The 14,813-nt window shown below is 59.6% G+C and carries 15 protein-coding genes and 1 pseudogene; 13 read left to right on the forward strand and 3 right to left on the reverse strand.

The window, feature by feature from the left end; genetic code table 11:
- On the forward strand, window positions 1-217 hold a 217-nt coding region (locus tag PY650_RS28755; RefSeq protein ID WP_285883131.1), incomplete at its 5' end, for a response regulator.
- Between the two features lie 82 nt (window positions 218-299).
- Here the strand turns inward: PY650_RS28755 and PY650_RS28760 are convergent.
- A complete protein-coding gene (locus tag PY650_RS28760) occupies window positions 300-668 on the reverse strand; it encodes a hypothetical protein (protein ID WP_285883133.1) in 369 nt (122 codons plus the stop codon).
- A 399-nt stretch (window positions 669-1,067) separates the two neighbouring features.
- Between PY650_RS28760 and PY650_RS28765 the strand changes: the two genes are divergently transcribed.
- From PY650_RS28765 to PY650_RS28820, 12 genes and pseudogenes are all read left to right on the forward strand, one after another.
- Entirely contained in the window at window positions 1,068-1,787 is a 720-nt protein-coding gene (locus PY650_RS28765) for a hypothetical protein (protein WP_285883135.1), read from the forward strand.
- A gap of 125 nt (window positions 1,788-1,912) precedes the next feature.
- On the forward strand, window positions 1,913-3,328 hold the full coding sequence (locus PY650_RS28770; protein ID WP_285883137.1) for a Dyp-type peroxidase: 1,416 nt from the start codon (window positions 1,913-1,915) through the stop codon (window positions 3,326-3,328).
- Between the two features lie 19 nt (window positions 3,329-3,347).
- The gene (locus PY650_RS28775) at window positions 3,348-4,463 is read left to right on the forward strand and encodes a DUF4331 family protein (RefSeq protein WP_285883139.1); all 1,116 of its coding nucleotides are present in this window, start codon (window positions 3,348-3,350) and stop codon (window positions 4,461-4,463) included.
- A 2-nt stretch (window positions 4,464-4,465) separates the two neighbouring features.
- On the forward strand, window positions 4,466-5,248 hold the full coding sequence (locus tag PY650_RS28780) for an acetoacetate decarboxylase (RefSeq protein ID WP_285883140.1): 783 nt from the start codon (window positions 4,466-4,468) through the stop codon (window positions 5,246-5,248).
- Between the two features lie 66 nt (window positions 5,249-5,314).
- Window positions 5,315-6,103 carry an SDR family NAD(P)-dependent oxidoreductase gene (locus tag PY650_RS28785; RefSeq protein WP_285883142.1) on the forward strand — a complete coding sequence of 263 codons (789 nt, stop codon included), beginning with the start codon at window positions 5,315-5,317 and terminating at the stop codon, window positions 6,101-6,103.
- Window positions 6,103-7,128, forward strand: a complete 1,026-nt coding sequence (locus tag PY650_RS28790; RefSeq protein ID WP_285883144.1) for a tetratricopeptide repeat protein — start codon at window positions 6,103-6,105, stop codon at window positions 7,126-7,128. The genes PY650_RS28785 and PY650_RS28790 overlap by 1 nt, the downstream gene beginning before the upstream one ends.
- Window positions 7,125-7,709 carry a HupE/UreJ family protein gene (locus PY650_RS28795; protein ID WP_285883146.1) on the forward strand — a complete coding sequence of 195 codons (585 nt, stop codon included), beginning with the start codon at window positions 7,125-7,127 and terminating at the stop codon, window positions 7,707-7,709. Before PY650_RS28790 ends, PY650_RS28795 begins: the two co-directional genes overlap by 4 nt.
- Complete coding sequence (locus PY650_RS28800) at window positions 7,706-9,106, forward strand: NAD(P)/FAD-dependent oxidoreductase (protein ID WP_285883148.1); 1,401 nt, start codon at window positions 7,706-7,708, stop codon at window positions 9,104-9,106. The genes PY650_RS28795 and PY650_RS28800 overlap by 4 nt, the downstream gene beginning before the upstream one ends.
- A gap of 19 nt (window positions 9,107-9,125) precedes the next feature.
- On the forward strand, window positions 9,126-10,478 hold the full coding sequence (locus PY650_RS28805; RefSeq protein WP_285883149.1) for an NAD(P)/FAD-dependent oxidoreductase: 1,353 nt from the start codon (window positions 9,126-9,128) through the stop codon (window positions 10,476-10,478).
- A 189-nt stretch (window positions 10,479-10,667) separates the two neighbouring features.
- Window positions 10,668-11,151: pseudogene (locus PY650_RS28810) on the forward strand (transposase); the annotation flags it as partial.
- Between the two features lie 394 nt (window positions 11,152-11,545).
- Complete coding sequence (locus PY650_RS28815; RefSeq protein WP_285883151.1) at window positions 11,546-12,610, forward strand: sensor histidine kinase; 1,065 nt, start codon at window positions 11,546-11,548, stop codon at window positions 12,608-12,610.
- A gap of 4 nt (window positions 12,611-12,614) precedes the next feature.
- Window positions 12,615-13,274, forward strand: coding sequence for a response regulator transcription factor (locus tag PY650_RS28820; protein WP_285883153.1), 660 nt, complete (start codon window positions 12,615-12,617; stop codon window positions 13,272-13,274).
- A gap of 388 nt (window positions 13,275-13,662) precedes the next feature.
- Here the strand turns inward: PY650_RS28820 and PY650_RS28825 are convergent, their stop codons facing one another.
- Together PY650_RS28825 and cydB are read right to left on the reverse strand one after the other, a co-directional pair.
- Window positions 13,663-13,803, reverse strand: a complete 141-nt coding sequence (locus PY650_RS28825) for a DUF2474 domain-containing protein (RefSeq protein ID WP_285883155.1) — start codon at window positions 13,801-13,803, stop codon at window positions 13,663-13,665.
- Window positions 13,803-14,813, reverse strand: a complete 1,011-nt coding sequence (gene cydB, locus PY650_RS28830) for a cytochrome d ubiquinol oxidase subunit II (protein ID WP_285883157.1) — start codon at window positions 14,811-14,813, stop codon at window positions 13,803-13,805. Before cydB ends, PY650_RS28825 begins: the two co-directional genes overlap by 1 nt.

Genomic DNA, 14,813 nt, shown 5'->3' on the forward strand with positions numbered 1-14,813 from the left:
TATGCCTGGCATGACCGGGCTTGATTTACATCGCCACCTCATTGCGTCTGGCGAACGCATTCCGACCGTTCTGATCACCGCCCATCCGAACGAAAGCACCCGGGCGGGGCAATCCGGCCCGGGGATCATCGGCTACCTTTTGAAGCCATTTGGCGAGCAGGACCTGCTTGATTGCATACGTTCAGCGCTTCCGCCTAGCCGCTCAGCTGGTTCATGACAGGGGCCGCATGTTCCCACGAATGAGCGCCTGCCGATATTCTAATTTTAATCGCTGTTGTCGTGGCGTATCTAAAGCAATGTCAACTGAAATATAGCGCCGCGAGGCTCATTCGCACTTTTGCGCAGTCGCCGCCATGCGCTTCGGTGATCGACGGGAAATTGCAAAGGTCATTCTGAGGTCCTGCGCTACGGCCGTGCAGGACGGCTCGAGCAGTTGCTTCACGCATTGCGGGTTGAGCATTCTTCACACACGCGGGGCCGACGCCCAGGCCGGATGCCCGGAGAACCCGGCTTGTGCCACTCGGGCCCGGCCCCATGTAATTTTCCATGCGCGTCGAGAAGTCGGTCTTGGGTATTGTTTCAACGATCTCACGATAATGTTCGACCTTGAAGCCAACCCCCTCCCCAATGCGCATGGGCGGGGCATGAGCCCGCGCGGCATCGGGCATTTAGGCGCTCCGTGTACTGTTCCCGCTGGGAATGGTCGCGGTGCCTGCTGGCCGGGATGCCTGGGTTTCGAATTTGCCTGTATCGAGATTTTATGCACCGAGGATGTTGACATTGTCCACTCGCAGACCTAAGTGGACGGCGTCAACATAGAAGGTAGCATATGACATGCCTCAGATTTGGGGATTTGCGAATGAACCGGATTCCGACGCTCAACATGTAAGAAAACGCTTTCACAAAGTGTCGGTAGTGCCCTGTCGCGCAACAAGAAATTCTACGCAGGTCTAAGGTCATGACACCTTCGGACAATTCCTCGAGAGGTTGTCTGTAGGTAGGGTTTGTGAGCCCATCGCCCAAAACGGGCAATGCCCGTGGTACACACATCAGATTGGAGAATAAAGATGAACCGTGAAGACAGCCTCGCAAAACAGCCCGAATTCGGCACGAGTGCCAGTGCGTGGGGCCTACGTTATCCAGGCCTCGTCATGGGCACAGGCGGCAAGAATGAGGTCAAGGAGTTCACTGGCATGTGGGGGCTGAAACCCGATGCCGATCTCGTGGCGTTCACGGAGACGCTGAGCCGCGAGGTCCCTGTCTGGGGCGGGCCTGGAAAGACCTTCTCGGAGGCGACGACGATGCTTGGCCTGATCCGGACGGCTCGCTGGTTCGTCGCGCGCGTTCAGGACTTCGATGGCTACGCGCTCTTCTTCATTTCGCAATTCGATGGATCTTTGGACAAGTATTTCGACGACTTCGTTCTGAATGGGAAGGAGAACCTGCTGAAGATCTGGGGCCACTGTGTCGGCTGCCCGACCGGTCCGGATGTGACGGCGCGCGATGTCGTGGAATACATCGCACGTGGCCAGATCAAGACGCTGGCCTGCTACGACGTCGCCCCGAGCCTTAGCATCGGTCAGATCTACAAGGCAGCCGACTGGTACGAAAAGACGTTGAAGTTCCAGCGTGCAGTCGCCAATGGCGGCAACCTCGATGAGCAGGTAGACGCCTTCTTTGACGAACTGGCGCAGCCCTACAAGCCCGTGCTGAGTGCCGCAATGATCGACACGGATGTCGGTCGACACTGGCAATACGAGGATCTTGCCGAACGCACCGGGAAATGATGCTGGCAAAAACGGAAAGTGCCGCCTGACCTTCCGCAGATGGGATCGGTCGTCTTCTTCGACTTAAGGTCGGTCCCATCTCCCGATCTGATTGCGGCGTTTTTTTTGCAACAAGGATTACGACAATGCCGGCTCTAGGTGCTCAACCTGGATTAGTCTCTGCTGACCTTAAGACCAACCTGCACGACATCCAGGACAACGTCGTCACGCCCATTCTCATGAGGTACGGGCGCCACATCTTCCTGAATTTCAGTGACGGGACAAAATCACGCGCATGGTTGCGCAACGTATTCCAGCGCGTCAATGCGCGCCAGACAGAGCACGGTACGCGGTTCACGATCAATATCGGGTTCACTCACCAAGGGCTGAAGGCGCTCGGAGTTTCTCAGCGAGTCTTGGACAGTTTCCCAGAGGCGTTCCGTGTCGGCGCGAGAGGCCGTTCTAGCGCGGTGGGCGATGTCGGACCGCATGCGCCGGAACATTGGGAGGGCGGCCTGGGTAGCCCCGACATCCATGCGATGGCACTGCTGCGAACCGATTCCAGCGAAGGCCGCGAAGTGGCAACCCGGATCCTCCGCGAGGAGATCGAGGCGACCGGCGGGGTTGAAGTCCGGTTCGTCCAAGACACCATGGCGTCGCATGAAAGCGGAATTGGGTCAGAGGGCGAGCATTTCGGTTTTGCCGATCCGATCTCGCAGCCGCCGATCGAGGGCGCCGATACGCCCTCCTATCCTGGCGATGGCGTACTGGAGAGCGACGGCACATGGCGCCCGCTGAAGCCGGGTGAATTTCTGCTCGGCTATGAAGATGAAGTCGGGCCCGGTGGCGCGCAGATGCCCGAACCGTTCGAACTGCGTGTGAACGGAACATTCGTGGTGTTCCGCAAGCTCTACCAGGACGTGGCGGCATTTCGCCAATATCTGGCGACGGCGGCGCGGTCGCTCTATGGCAGCGACGATCAACATCATCGGGACCTTGTGGCAGCCAAGATCATGGGTCGCTGGCCCAGTGGCTGCCCGCTCGATCTGTCACCCGAGAAGGATGACCCAGAGATCGCGTCCGACCCTGACCGGCGTAACAACTTCACCTATGAAGGCGACGACCAAGGCCTGCGATGCCCGCTCGGCTCGCACCTGCGCCGCAGCAACCCCCGCGCCACTCCCCTGAAGCGGGCGACCGCGGTGAGGCGGCACCGGCTAATTCGGCGCGGCGTCGAATATGGCCCACATCTTCAGGATGGCGTGCTCGAGGACGACGGCGTCGATCGCGGCCTGATCAACTTATTCATACAGGCCGACATCGAACGACAGTTCGAATTCGTCCAGGCAGAATGGATGAAGGGCGGCGAATTTCTGGGACTCGATCCGAACGAGCAAGACCCGATCAACGGCGTCGGCGGCGAAGGGTCGCAAATGTCAGTGCCCGGCGCCAAGCGACCGTTCCTGTTCAACCTGCCTACCTTCGTCACGGTGAAGGGTGGCGAGTACCTGTTTGTGCCGGGGCTGAACGCGCTCAGGGGCATCATCGAACAAAAATTCTGAACCAGCAGAGGCAAACTCCATGTCAGACCATTTCAGCGGCCCCGCCGTGATGGACGATCCAGCGGTGGACATCACGGATTTCTACGCTTTTCCCAGCCCGGAACGCCCAGGAAATCTCGTCCTGATCATGAACGTCTTTCCGATGGCTACGGCGCGGTCCTTCTTCAGCGATGTCGTCACCTACCGTTTCAGACTGCGCCCGTTAACCCGATCGGCCTGTAGCTTCGTGCACGGCCCGGTGGAACATACGATCGAAGTCGGTTTCAGCGACGTCCCAGACGGGGCCTCGTTTCAGAAAGGAACCGTCGTCACCTCGGACGGGTGCAAGGTGTGCTTCGTCACTGGCGAACCGGTGGAAGTGAATGGCATGCGCGTGTTCGCGGGACTGGTCAGCGACCCGTTCTTCATGGACGTCGAGGCTACAATCCGCACGGACCTTTCGAACCGACTGTGCTTTGAGAAGACGGGCACCAACTCCGTTCAGTTTCGCGACGTGTTGACGATCGTCATCGAGGTGCCGTGCGGCCCGATCGTCCAGCGCTTCGACGGCAACACGCTCATTGGCGCCATTGCGGAGACCCTCGTCGCGCGTCGCGGAAAGCCGATCCGGCTCGAACGTGTCGGCCGGCCGGAAATTAAGAATGTCCTGCTGTCGAACGCGACACGCGATCCCAAGGGTGTCGAGCTTCGCGATCTTTACAACAAGGAGGACGGCTTTTCCGTCTCCAGGGAATATCGGCCGCTCTACGAGTTGCGCATCGATGCAACGCTTGCATTCTTCGATGGCCTCGACGGCGAGATTGCCTGGCCGGCAGCAGACGGGTGCCATCCGCTGCGCGATCTGCTCATCGGCGACTACCTGGTTCTCGATCTCGCGCATATCTTCGCGCCGGGCAGTTTCCTGGAGATCGAACGAGCGTTGCTCGGTGACCGTCCGCACGCGAGCGCCGGCGGCCGGTGGCTCGACGACGACATCCTTGACGACATGCTTACGTTCTACGTGAACGGCGGGCGAGGCGAGCGGCTGGGGGACGGCGTCGACGGCCCGACGAAGCCGGCCGCTCGGATCTTTCCTTACGTGCGTGGGGCCAACCAGCGGACGGATCTTCCCGTACCCGCATTTGTGGAGAAATGAACATGGACAACATGAAAAACAACAGCAGCACGACCGACTGGTTCCTGCAGTATCCGGTGATGTCTACGCTCCGGCCAAGCTATCCGCGGGGGCCATGGCACTACAAGGACATGCACCAGCTCATCGTCACCTATGAAAGCACCGCCGAGGCAGTGCGCGCGGTTGTGCCGAGGCCACTCGAACCCGCCGAAGGTAACCGCGTCACCATCGAATGGCGGAATATGACGGAGGTCAGCGGGTTCGGGCCATACGTCGAGATCGGTCACTCGGTGGCCTGCACCTTCGAGGGCAAGCCGGTCATTTACGTCTTCCAGGCATTCCTCAACAGCGAGTCGCCGACGCTCGCCGGCCGGGAGATTCTCGGCTTCCCGAAACGGCACGGCGAGCCGGAGCTAAAGACTATCCGGGAGACTCTAACCGGGACCCTTTGCTATGGCGGAACGCAGGTTGCGCTTGCGACGATGCCTTATCGCGCTGTCGATCTGTCTGACCGCTTGACCGAGATCGAGCAGGAGCTGCAGACCACCCAACTGGTGCTCAAGCTGCTTCCCGATGTCGACAACCATACGCCGAAGGTCGCTCAGCTCGTGAAGGTCAATCTCTACGATGTCCATTTGAAGGGCGCATGGGCCGGCCCCGCAGAGCTATTCATGATTCCGCATGCCGGTTGCCCGGTTGCAGCGCTTCCGGTCGTGCGCGTCCTCGAAGGTCGCCAGCACCTCTGGGATATGACGTTGAGCGACGGTGAAGTCGTCTACGACTACTTGGAAGCCGAGCGCCGCTAGGAAAGATCAACAAGTTTAGATTTCGCGAGGGGAATACCACCCCCGCCAGTATTGGAGAGTTGAGCAATGAATGAATTGAAGGGCAAGGGCGCCGTTGTAACCGGCGCTGCATCGGGCATCGGCAAGGCGATCGCAACCGCATATATTGAAGCAGGCGCGAGCGTGGTGCTCTGCGATCTCAACGCGAAGGCGCTTGAGGAAGTCAGCCGCGAATTGGGTGGTCGCGCAATCGGCCGCGTCACCGACGTATCGGACGAGGAGCAGGTGGAGGACGCGCTGCGTGCCGCACATGATACCTTTGGATCGTTGGATATCGTGGTCAATTGCGCCGGCTTTGGTGTGATTACGCCTCTTACCGAACTCTCCGCCGACAAATGGCGATCCGTTCAGGCTGTAACGCTCGGCGGGGTCTTCTTCGGGGTCAAGCACGGCGCCCGGATTATGATCGAGCAAGGACGGCCTGGTGTCATTATCAATATCTCGTCGGTGAACGCGCGCCAGGCCGGAGAGGGTCAGGTGGCTTACTGTGCTGCGAAGGCCGGGGTTGACATGATCACCCGCTGCGGCGCGTTGGAACTGGGCAGTCGTGGTATCCGTGTCGTAGGCATTGCGCCGGGCCTGGTCGAAACGCCGTTGACCAAGAAAGAACTGGAAAATCCTGCCATGCGCGACCTCTTCCTGGGCGTGATCCCGATGAACCGCGCCGTTGCGGCCGAAGAAATCGCAGCGGCCGCGGTATTCCTCGCGTCTGACAAAGCGAGGTCGATCAATGGCGACACGATGGCGATCGACGGCGGTTCATTGACTCGCGGCTATCCGGCGCTCCTAACTGGGCTCAAGGGCGCCCGCTCCTGATGTTGATCGATCCCGGGCGTTATACCAGCGGGCGTATCGCCATCATCAATCTGTCGGCGTCGATCGATAGCCGCGAGCGCGAAGGCGCAAACGCGGAGAACCTGCTGGCGCTCTCGAGGCTCCTGTTTCTACGCGGTGACCTGTTGGGCCGTATCGCGGACCATGACCGGGCCGAGACGATCGCCTTTCAGGCCGTTGACCTTGCGCCGGACTCCGCAGGAGCGCTCCATGCCCGAGCCCAGATCGCGGGCCGCTTCCACCGCTTCGGTCAGGCAAAAGCACTTCTGGACGAAGCGCTTTTGGCTGGACATCCCGAACGGCTGATCGACGCGGAACGATCAGCGCTGCTGCAGGCGACCGGCCAATATGACGAGGCCCTCACCCTGCGGGAGAGCCAGGCGAAGCGAAATCCCGGGATTGATACACTTGGAGCGCTCGCGACGCTTCTGGCGGAAATGGATCAGTGGAGCGCGGCGGAAAGCTGCTATGCCGCCGCGCTCGATGCCGACGACGGCGTTTCGCCTTTTCCATGCGCGCAACTCATCTTCGAATGGGGAGTGAGTTCGATGCGTCGCGGCGACCTCGATCGCGCGGAGGCCCTTTTCAAGGAACTAGAGGCGATCCTTCCCGCGCATGTTCCGGGACGAGGACACCGCGCCGAAGTGGCGCTCGCGCGCGGAGAGTTGGAGTTTGCGGAAGCTCTTATTGTTGCCCTGCTCGAAGCCTCCGACGATCCAGAGTATCGCGCCGTCTATGCGGAGATCCTTGCCGCTCGTGGCGACGGCAATGCCGCAACGCAAGCGGATCTTGCGACAGAAGCCTATGAGCTTTTGCTAGCGCGGCGGCCGGAAGCTTATGCCGATCACGCTGCGGCTTTCTTCGTCGGGATCGGCAATCGGCCGAAGCGTGCGCTCGAACTGGCCACGGCCAATTTCGAACTCCGCGACACGCCCAGATCGCGCAGCCTGTTAGCCAAAGCTCATCGCCGCGTCCGATTCAGTTCGATAGAAGGGTTCCAACTATGAAAAGAGTTCTTTCGCTCGCCACTCCGCTGATAGCCGTTGCCACGCCTGCCTTCGCTCATGTCGGCATTGGTTCGACCGGCTCCTTTGCCGCCGGCGTCGCGCATCCGCTCACCGGGCTCGATCATGTCAGCGTGATGATCGCCGTCGGTCTGTGGGCTGCGCTCAAAGGTGGACGCGCTCTGTGGGTCTGGCCGGCGGCCTTCGTCGGCGTGATGTTGATCGGCGGCGCGCTCGGCATGGCACATGTACCGCTGCCGTTCGTAGAGCCGGCAATCCTTGCTTCAGTGATAGCGATTGGTATTCTGGTGGCGCTGGCGGTCGATCTGTCGGCTTTGGCAGGCGCCGGCGTCGTCGGCCTATTCGCGCTGTTCCATGGCCACGCACATGGCAGCGAAGTCGCGGAGACTTTCGGCGGCTTTGCGTACATGGCCGGCTTTGCTCTGGCGACCGCAACGTTGCACCTCGTCGGTATTGGGTTGGCACTCGGTCTGGCTCGAACGCCGCTAAGAGGACTGGTGCGCACAGGTGGCATCGTCTGCACGCTGGTCGGCGTCGGGCTGTTCGCTGGAGTGCTTCAATGATCCCCAGCGACTCGTTTACCGACGTGCCTCGCGCACCCACTTGCGGGACGTCGCGGTGCAAGATCGTTGTCATCGGGGCCGGCTTCGCCGGGGTGGCAGCCGTTCGCGAGTTGCGGAGCGTCAATGCGGACATCACGCTCGTCGATCGCAACAATCACCACCTTTTCCAGCCATTCCTATTTCAGGTCGCCACATCGATTCTGGAGCCAGCGGAAATCGCCACGCCGATCCGTTCGCTGCTGTACGAGCTCCCGAACGTGCAGGTGGAAATGCGCGAGGCCACGCGCATCGACCCGTCCCTCCGTCGCGTTGTCATGAACGAGGGGGACGACCTGAGCTACGACATTCTTGTCGTCGCGACGGGAGCACAGACCAGCTATTTTGGCCATGATGTGGATTGGTCCCAACATGCGCTCGGATTAAAGTCACTCGGCGACGCTATCACCGCCCGCAATCGGCTTCTCAAGGCCTTCGAGCGCGCGGAAGTCGAGCCAGACCCGAAGAAGCGGGCACGCGATATGACTGTGGTCGTCGTCGGCGGCGGCCCGACTGGCGTCGCGATTGCAGGAACGATCAGCGAGTTTACCCAAAGAACACTGGCAACCGACTTCCGAAATATCGACCTTCGCGACGCCCGCATCGTGCTGGTTCAGTCGGGGCCAAGACTTCTACCTCAATTCAGCGAAAAACACTCGGCTTATGCAGCCCGCGCACTAGAGCGCCAAGGAGTTGAGGTCAAGCTCGGCGCTCCTGTTATCCATGTGGATGCGACAGGTGTTATCGCCGGCGACGAGCGCATCAAGGCTGCGACCGTCCTTTGGTGCAGCGGCGTTCAGGGAGGGCCGGTGGCACGCACACTTGGCGAATATGTCAAACCGGACGGAAGAGTGGCCGTTCTGAACGACTTCTCGTTGCCGGATCATCCCGACTGCTTTGTCATAGGCGATGCGGCCTATGTCATCGGACCTGACGGGCGACCCTTGCCAGGCCTTGCGTCGCTCGCGCAGCATCAAGGTCGATATGTCGGCAGGCTCATCGCCGCACGGCTTTCGGGTACTGCTCCACACAAGCCTTATCAAGCGTGCACGCCTGGCAAACTGGCAACCGTTTCCCGGCATGTCGGAATCGCCGAATTTCGCGGACATTCGATCACCGGCTATCTCGCCTGGTTGATGTGGGGACTGCTGCATCTTCGAACACTGTCAGGTGGCGGATATGCAAAGTTTTCCATACTGGCAAACTGGGTCCGCCTTCTGATCACCTATCGCCGGAGTGGGAGACTAATTGTCGAGCCATCCAGGGCCGTAGCTAATACTGTCGCCCCCGCCCGGAATGTTAATGACACCCCTCAAGACGCCCCGTCCGGGACCTTGCAAACGGCCGCGGTTCGTAGGTGATGACATTTGGAGTATATTGATGCCTAAACCTTCCTCAATTTCCGAAAAGCCACACAGAAGCAATACAAGCGAAGAAAGCTGCGCGCAAAGGCCTCATCAGATCGTGATCGTAGGCGGCGGAATAGCTGGTTTGGAAATTGCCTCCAACTTGCCGAAACGCACAGGAAGAACCTCCATTGCTGTAACGCTGATCGACAGGGAGCCGGCCTATGTCTGGAAACCGATGTTGCACACGATCGCTGCCGGAACGAGCGACGTTTCGCAGCAAGAGACCTCTTACGTAGCCCAGGCCCGCAACCGGCGCTTCGTTTTTGAGCCGGGAGAACTGAAGGGTATCGACCGGCAGGGGCGCAAGGTGTACCTCAGTCCAACGGAAATTGCGGGTCGCCGTGTTTTGCCAGAGCGCGCTATCGACTATGACACTCTGATCCTGGCGATCGGCAGTGCGGCCAACGACTTTGGGACACCGGGAGTGCGCGAACACTGCCTGATGATTGACAGCCGTTCCCAGGCCATGAACTTCAACCGCGAAGTCATGGCTCGGATTCTCGAAACGGTTACTGCAAGAAATACCTTGAATATAGCGGTCGTCGGGGGCGGCGCAACAGGAGTTGAACTCGCAGCGGAGCTCATTCAGCTCGCCGATGTCTCGGCTTATTATGGCGCTGCCGGACTGCGCGACCAGATCAACGTTACACTGATTGAAAGCGGGCCTAATCTGCTAGGCGCCTTTCCCGATCGTGTTGCGATTGCTGCTCGCGGACGTTTGGAAGAGCTCGGCGTCACCGTTCTCACAGGCGCGCGGGTTGTCGCGGCGGAGGCCGATTGTTTTCGACTGGCTGATGGAAGGCAGGTCAGCGCCGAGCTGAAAGTGTGGGCTGCGGGCGTGAAGGGTGCGGACGCCTGCGCGAAATTCGAAGGTCTCGAGTTGACGCGCAACAATCAGATCGTGGTCACACCCACTTTGCAGACGACGGTCGATTCCAGAATTTTTGCGGTTGGCGATTGTTCGAGCCTTCCTGTAGGAGACGCTGGCAAACCCTTGCCGCCTGCCGCACAGGTTGCACATCAGCAAGCGTCGCATCTGATCCGTCATCTTCCTCGTTGGCTCCGGGGAAAAGAGCTGCCAACCTTCACCTTCCGGGATTTCGGCTCCATCGTCTCACTCGGCGGCTACGGAGCCTATGGCTCGCTCGGACAATTCGGCCTGTTCACGGGTGGTTTTCTCCGCGGACGCGTGGCTCAGCTCGGCCACATTTTGCTGTATCGCAGCTACCAATCCCAACTGCATGGCTTCTGGCGTGGTGGCTTGATATGGCTTGCGGACATGATCAACTCCCGCGTCAGACCGCGAATTCGGATACCCGATTAGTCAATCGGACCCTGGAGGCTTGATCGGCGGGTTGGTAGTCACGCACCAGTGGATTCAACGTGACTTCGCGCTAGTCTTCTGGAACTGAAGTTCATTACATTGTACGGTTGACCTCTTTATGGGAGGTTGAGCAATGGCAAATGTGCCTGGCCGACCGGCGGCCCGTTGGTTTGAGCGAGGCGGAGCGGGCGCGAGCAGCCAGTGCTGCCGATGATGCCTGGCGTGCCTGAACGGCGTACCCGTTCTTATGTTCGGCACGGCGACGTTGTTTGCAGCTCTGGATGGCGCTTCCGGTTTCCGCAAATGCTACAAGCGGCATCACGCCACCGAGTTCCAGACACTCCCCCTGAAGCAGATCGATGCGAATGCGCCGCCCGATTTGGGCGTGCATATCGTGATGGACAACTATGCAACGCACAAAACTGCATCAATCAAGAACTGGCTGATGCGGCGGCCACGCTACCACGTGCACTTCACGCCAACCTCGGCCTCGTGGATCAACCGGGTCGAACGCTGGTTTGCGCAATTGACCCGCAAGCAACTGCGAAGTGGCATCCATTCTTCGACAGCTCAACTCGAAGCCGACACCAAAAGCTTCATCGAGCGCCAGAACGAAAATCCCAAGCCGTATTGGTGGACCAAATCCGCAGACGACATGCTCGCCGCCGTCTAACGTTTCTGTCAGAAGATCGACAACAGCTTATGACACGAATTTCGGATTCAGATGAATAGTTCCAACATCGGATTCTAACACCCCATTTTTGCGATCGCCACCTCGCGCCAGGACGGTGCCCGAGTAGAAGCCCATCATCGGCGACCAGCCTCGCTGGGACGCAGGTGCTATCTAAACAATCAATCTGTTTTATAGACAATTCATGACCGGTATTCGCGTGATGGTGGTGGAACCTCTTTACCTCATGCTGATCCGGCCGCATGGAGGTCGGGGTTAGGTGACCCATACCTATGTTTAACAGCGCAACACCAACGCCGAATTGACCTCATACGTGTGAAAGGGCGATCCTTTGCAACGTAGCGCTGATCAGATCTTACGAGAGGATCCAGGCAACTTGAAGCGCAATTTCCCGCGAGATTTGGCTGAAGCGCCACTTTTGTGGCTGACCATCGCCGCACTTGCGGCGGGCATCTTTTTCGCCGACACGGTGACAGATCGCGAGATCGCGTTTCCCGTCCTCTACGTCACCTTGATCCTGCTCTGCATGCGGTCGGGCCGGTCGCGGACGGTTATGGTCGTGGGAATCGGCTGTGTCGTATTGACGATATTGAGTTACGTTTTGACACCACAGGGCGACACAGAGTCCGGCATCATCAACTGTGCTTTGAGCCTGCTTGCCATCGGCGCTACGACCTATCTGGCGATCCGGATCGAAATCACCGAAGCAGCGGGGCGGCAAACGCAACGCGACCTCGCGCGAATGGCGCGGATCATGCTCGTGGGCGAGCTCGGTTCATCGATTGCCCATGAAGTCAGCCAGCCAATCACCGCCATTGTGGCGAACGGCAATGCAGCGCTCCGCTGGCTTGCCGCGGCCCCTCCTAATCAGGAGGAGGCAAGACGCGCCATAGACAGAGTCGTTAGAGACGCCGACCTGGCGAGTGAGGTGATCGCGCGAGTGCGGAGGCTCGTAGCGCGCGCTGCTCCTGCCCAGGACAAGATCGACGTGGTAGAGACCATCGTCGAGGCGCTGGCGTTTGTTCGCGACGAGATTCACAGGAATGAAATTCAGCTGCGCACCGAGTTCGCGAGCAACCTCCCGATGGTGACAGGTGATAGGGTGCAGCTTCAGCAGGTGATCCTGAACCTCGTCGTGAATGCCATCGAGGCGATGGCAGCTACCGACCGCGGTCGGCGCGAACTGGTCGTCAGCGCGGTGGCCGCAGAAACGGAGATAACGGTGAGTGTGCGCGACTCAGGCGTCGGCCTGCCGCCAGCGTCTCTCGCCAGAATATTCGAAGCCTTCCACACAACGAAGCCAGCAGGAATGGGAATGGGACTGGCGATCAGCCGGTCGATCATCGAGGCACATGGCGGCGCAGTGTATGCGGCGCCTAACCACCCGCGTGGTACGCTGTTCGGCTTCACCTTGCCATTGTGCTTGAGAACGAGAGGATAGGAACATGCAGGAAGATCGACCGATCGTCTACGTCATCGACGACTGTCCATCCATCAGGAACGGGCTGGACAGTCTCTTGCGATCACTCGGCTACGTCACCCGCTGTTTCGCCTCGCCAAGAGACTTTGCGTTTTCCCCACCGTCCGACGTGCCCGCTTGCCTTATCCTAGACGTTAGAATGCCGGATGCAAGCGGGCTGGACTTCCAGGACCAGCTGGCAAGGGCCGGCACCGCGCTTCCGATTGTGTTCCTGACAGGCCATGGCGACGTACCGATGTCCGTCAGAGCGATGAAGGCTGGTGCGGTAGAGTTCCTCCTCAAGCCTTTCCGCGAACAGGACATTCTCGATGCCGTTCGCAACGCACTCGAGAAAGACCGCGCCCGGCTCCAGCAGAATGACGCAGCTGCCTGCCTTCAGGAGCGGTTCGCGACGCTGACGGCGCGCGAGCGCGAGGTCATGGCGCTCGTCGCCCAAGGGCGTCTCAACAAGCAGATCGCCTTTGACCTCGGACTGAGCGAGGTTACGGTGAAAGTTCACCGCGGCCAGGCCATGCGCAAGATGGAGGCAAGATCCGTCGCCGACCTGATCAGAATGGCCGATCGCCTCAGCCTGCCTGATCATCTTTCCGAAGGCCGGAACGGCGGTAGCGCCAGGCCCGACTGAGCAAATTCATGGCGAGGCGGAGCCTTGCTAAGCCTCGGCGTCAGCGGTCGAGATAGAGCGATTCTCGCTGAACCGGATCGATCTGCCTGCAATTTTTCCCCGAAATGCACCGCTTAGTGCAGTGATCAAGCTTCTCTGCGCGCGGGACGCAGAGTGTCGGACTTGGGATAAAATGGTTCCGACGAGTGTTTCCGAAAGGCTGACATCGGGCGGGCGCCGCCTCCAATCCGCTTCGCGACGAGTCGTTGCGGCGGTGGCTGGCGGCGCTCGGCTTTCCTGTGGGATTTGAAGGTTTGCCGATAGCAGCGGACCGGTTCGGTCGTCCTGCATTCACCGTCGCGCACGCCGTCGAGATTTCGTGCCTCTGGGAATGCCTGACGCAAGTGGACTAAGCAGTCAGTCCAGCCAGCGACATGAACATGCGAAAGACGCTGGCGAATATGCCGAGGGTGACCACGGATAGGACCCAAATCGCTACCATCCATCCGAGACGCTTGAAGTAGCCCGCGAGTCTTGTTCGGGAGGCCATCAATCATAGCCCTCCCCAATCGCCTGGCTGCCGCGAAATACGTAGTAGGACCATGAGGTGTAGACGAGGATGATTGGGATGATGAAAAGCGTCCCTGCAAGAGCGAAGCCCATGCTCTGCGGCGGCGAAGCTGCCTCCCAGATCGAGATCGATGGCGGGATGACGTTCGGCCACATACTGATTGCCAAGCCGGTGTAGCCAAGAAAGATTAACAGCAGGGCCAACATAAAGGGCGCCGCACGGGGCTCCCGCTGTTGAAGTACACGCAACTGAAGCCAGGTGACCGCAAGAACCAGTATCGGGACAGGCGCGAACAGAACCATGTTCGGCAAACTGAACCAGCGGGCCGTAACTTCCGCATGAGTTAGGGGCGTCCAAATGCTGACGATAGCGATGATCGCGAGCAGGGCAATGGACGTCCGTCGCGCCAGTTGGCACATTCTGCGTTGAAGTCCGTCGCTGGTCTTCATAATGAGCCAGGTCGATCCGAGAAGCGCATATGCAAGCAAAAGCGCAAAACCGGTGAAGATGCTGAACGGGGTAAAGCAGTCCAAGGCGCTACCGGCGAAGGTCGTCCCGTGAAGTTTGAAGCCGTTTATGAAAGCCCCGAGCGCGACGCCCTGGGAGAATGTGGCGATGTACGAACCCCACGCGAAAGCCCGGTCCCAGAATGGCTTTCGACGCTCGTCCGCCTTGAAGCGGAATTCGAATGACACGCCGCGCCAAATGAGGCCGGCGAGCATGAACATCAATGGCAGATACAAAGCGCTCAGGATCAAGCCGTAGGCCAGTGGAAACGCCGCGAAGAGCCCGGCCCCGCCAAGAACAAGCCAGGTTTCATTTCCGTCCCAGACGGGAGCGACGGTGTTGACCATGGCATCCCGCTCTCGCCTGTCGCTGACGAACGGAAACAGGATGCCGATCCCGAGATCGAAACCATCCATGACGACATACATCATAACGCCGAACGCGATAATGATTGCCCAAATAAGGGGAAGATCGATTCCCAT

Source organism: Martinezella calliandrae (genome assembly GCF_030272695.1).
Classification (GTDB): Bacteria; Pseudomonadota; Alphaproteobacteria; order Rhizobiales; family Rhizobiaceae; genus Rhizobium; species Rhizobium calliandrae.

What these genes read in the sequence shown, in the direction of transcription:
- PY650_RS28760 (WP_285883133.1), bottom strand. Translation starts at nt 668, where the DNA reads ATGCCCGATGCCGCGCGGGCTCATGCCCCGCCCATGCGCATTGGGGAG.
- PY650_RS28765 (WP_285883135.1), top strand. Translation starts at nt 1,068, where the DNA reads ATGAACCGTGAAGACAGCCTCGCAAAACAGCCCGAATTCGGCACGAGT.
- PY650_RS28770 (WP_285883137.1), top strand. Translation starts at nt 1,913, where the DNA reads ATGCCGGCTCTAGGTGCTCAACCTGGATTAGTCTCTGCTGACCTTAAG.
- PY650_RS28775 (WP_285883139.1), top strand. Translation starts at nt 3,348, where the DNA reads ATGTCAGACCATTTCAGCGGCCCCGCCGTGATGGACGATCCAGCGGTG.
- PY650_RS28780 (WP_285883140.1), top strand. Translation starts at nt 4,466, where the DNA reads ATGGACAACATGAAAAACAACAGCAGCACGACCGACTGGTTCCTGCAG.
- PY650_RS28785 (WP_285883142.1), top strand. Translation starts at nt 5,315, where the DNA reads ATGAATGAATTGAAGGGCAAGGGCGCCGTTGTAACCGGCGCTGCATCG.
- PY650_RS28790 (WP_285883144.1), top strand. Translation starts at nt 6,103, where the DNA reads ATGTTGATCGATCCCGGGCGTTATACCAGCGGGCGTATCGCCATCATC.
- PY650_RS28795 (WP_285883146.1), top strand. Translation starts at nt 7,125, where the DNA reads ATGAAAAGAGTTCTTTCGCTCGCCACTCCGCTGATAGCCGTTGCCACG.
- PY650_RS28800 (WP_285883148.1), top strand. Translation starts at nt 7,706, where the DNA reads ATGATCCCCAGCGACTCGTTTACCGACGTGCCTCGCGCACCCACTTGC.
- PY650_RS28805 (WP_285883149.1), top strand. Translation starts at nt 9,126, where the DNA reads ATGCCTAAACCTTCCTCAATTTCCGAAAAGCCACACAGAAGCAATACA.
- PY650_RS28820 (WP_285883153.1), top strand. Translation starts at nt 12,615, where the DNA reads ATGCAGGAAGATCGACCGATCGTCTACGTCATCGACGACTGTCCATCC.
- PY650_RS28825 (WP_285883155.1), bottom strand. Translation starts at nt 13,803, where the DNA reads ATGGCCTCCCGAACAAGACTCGCGGGCTACTTCAAGCGTCTCGGATGG.
- cydB (WP_285883157.1), bottom strand. Translation starts at nt 14,813, where the DNA reads ATGGGAATCGATCTTCCCCTTATTTGGGCAATCATTATCGCGTTCGGC.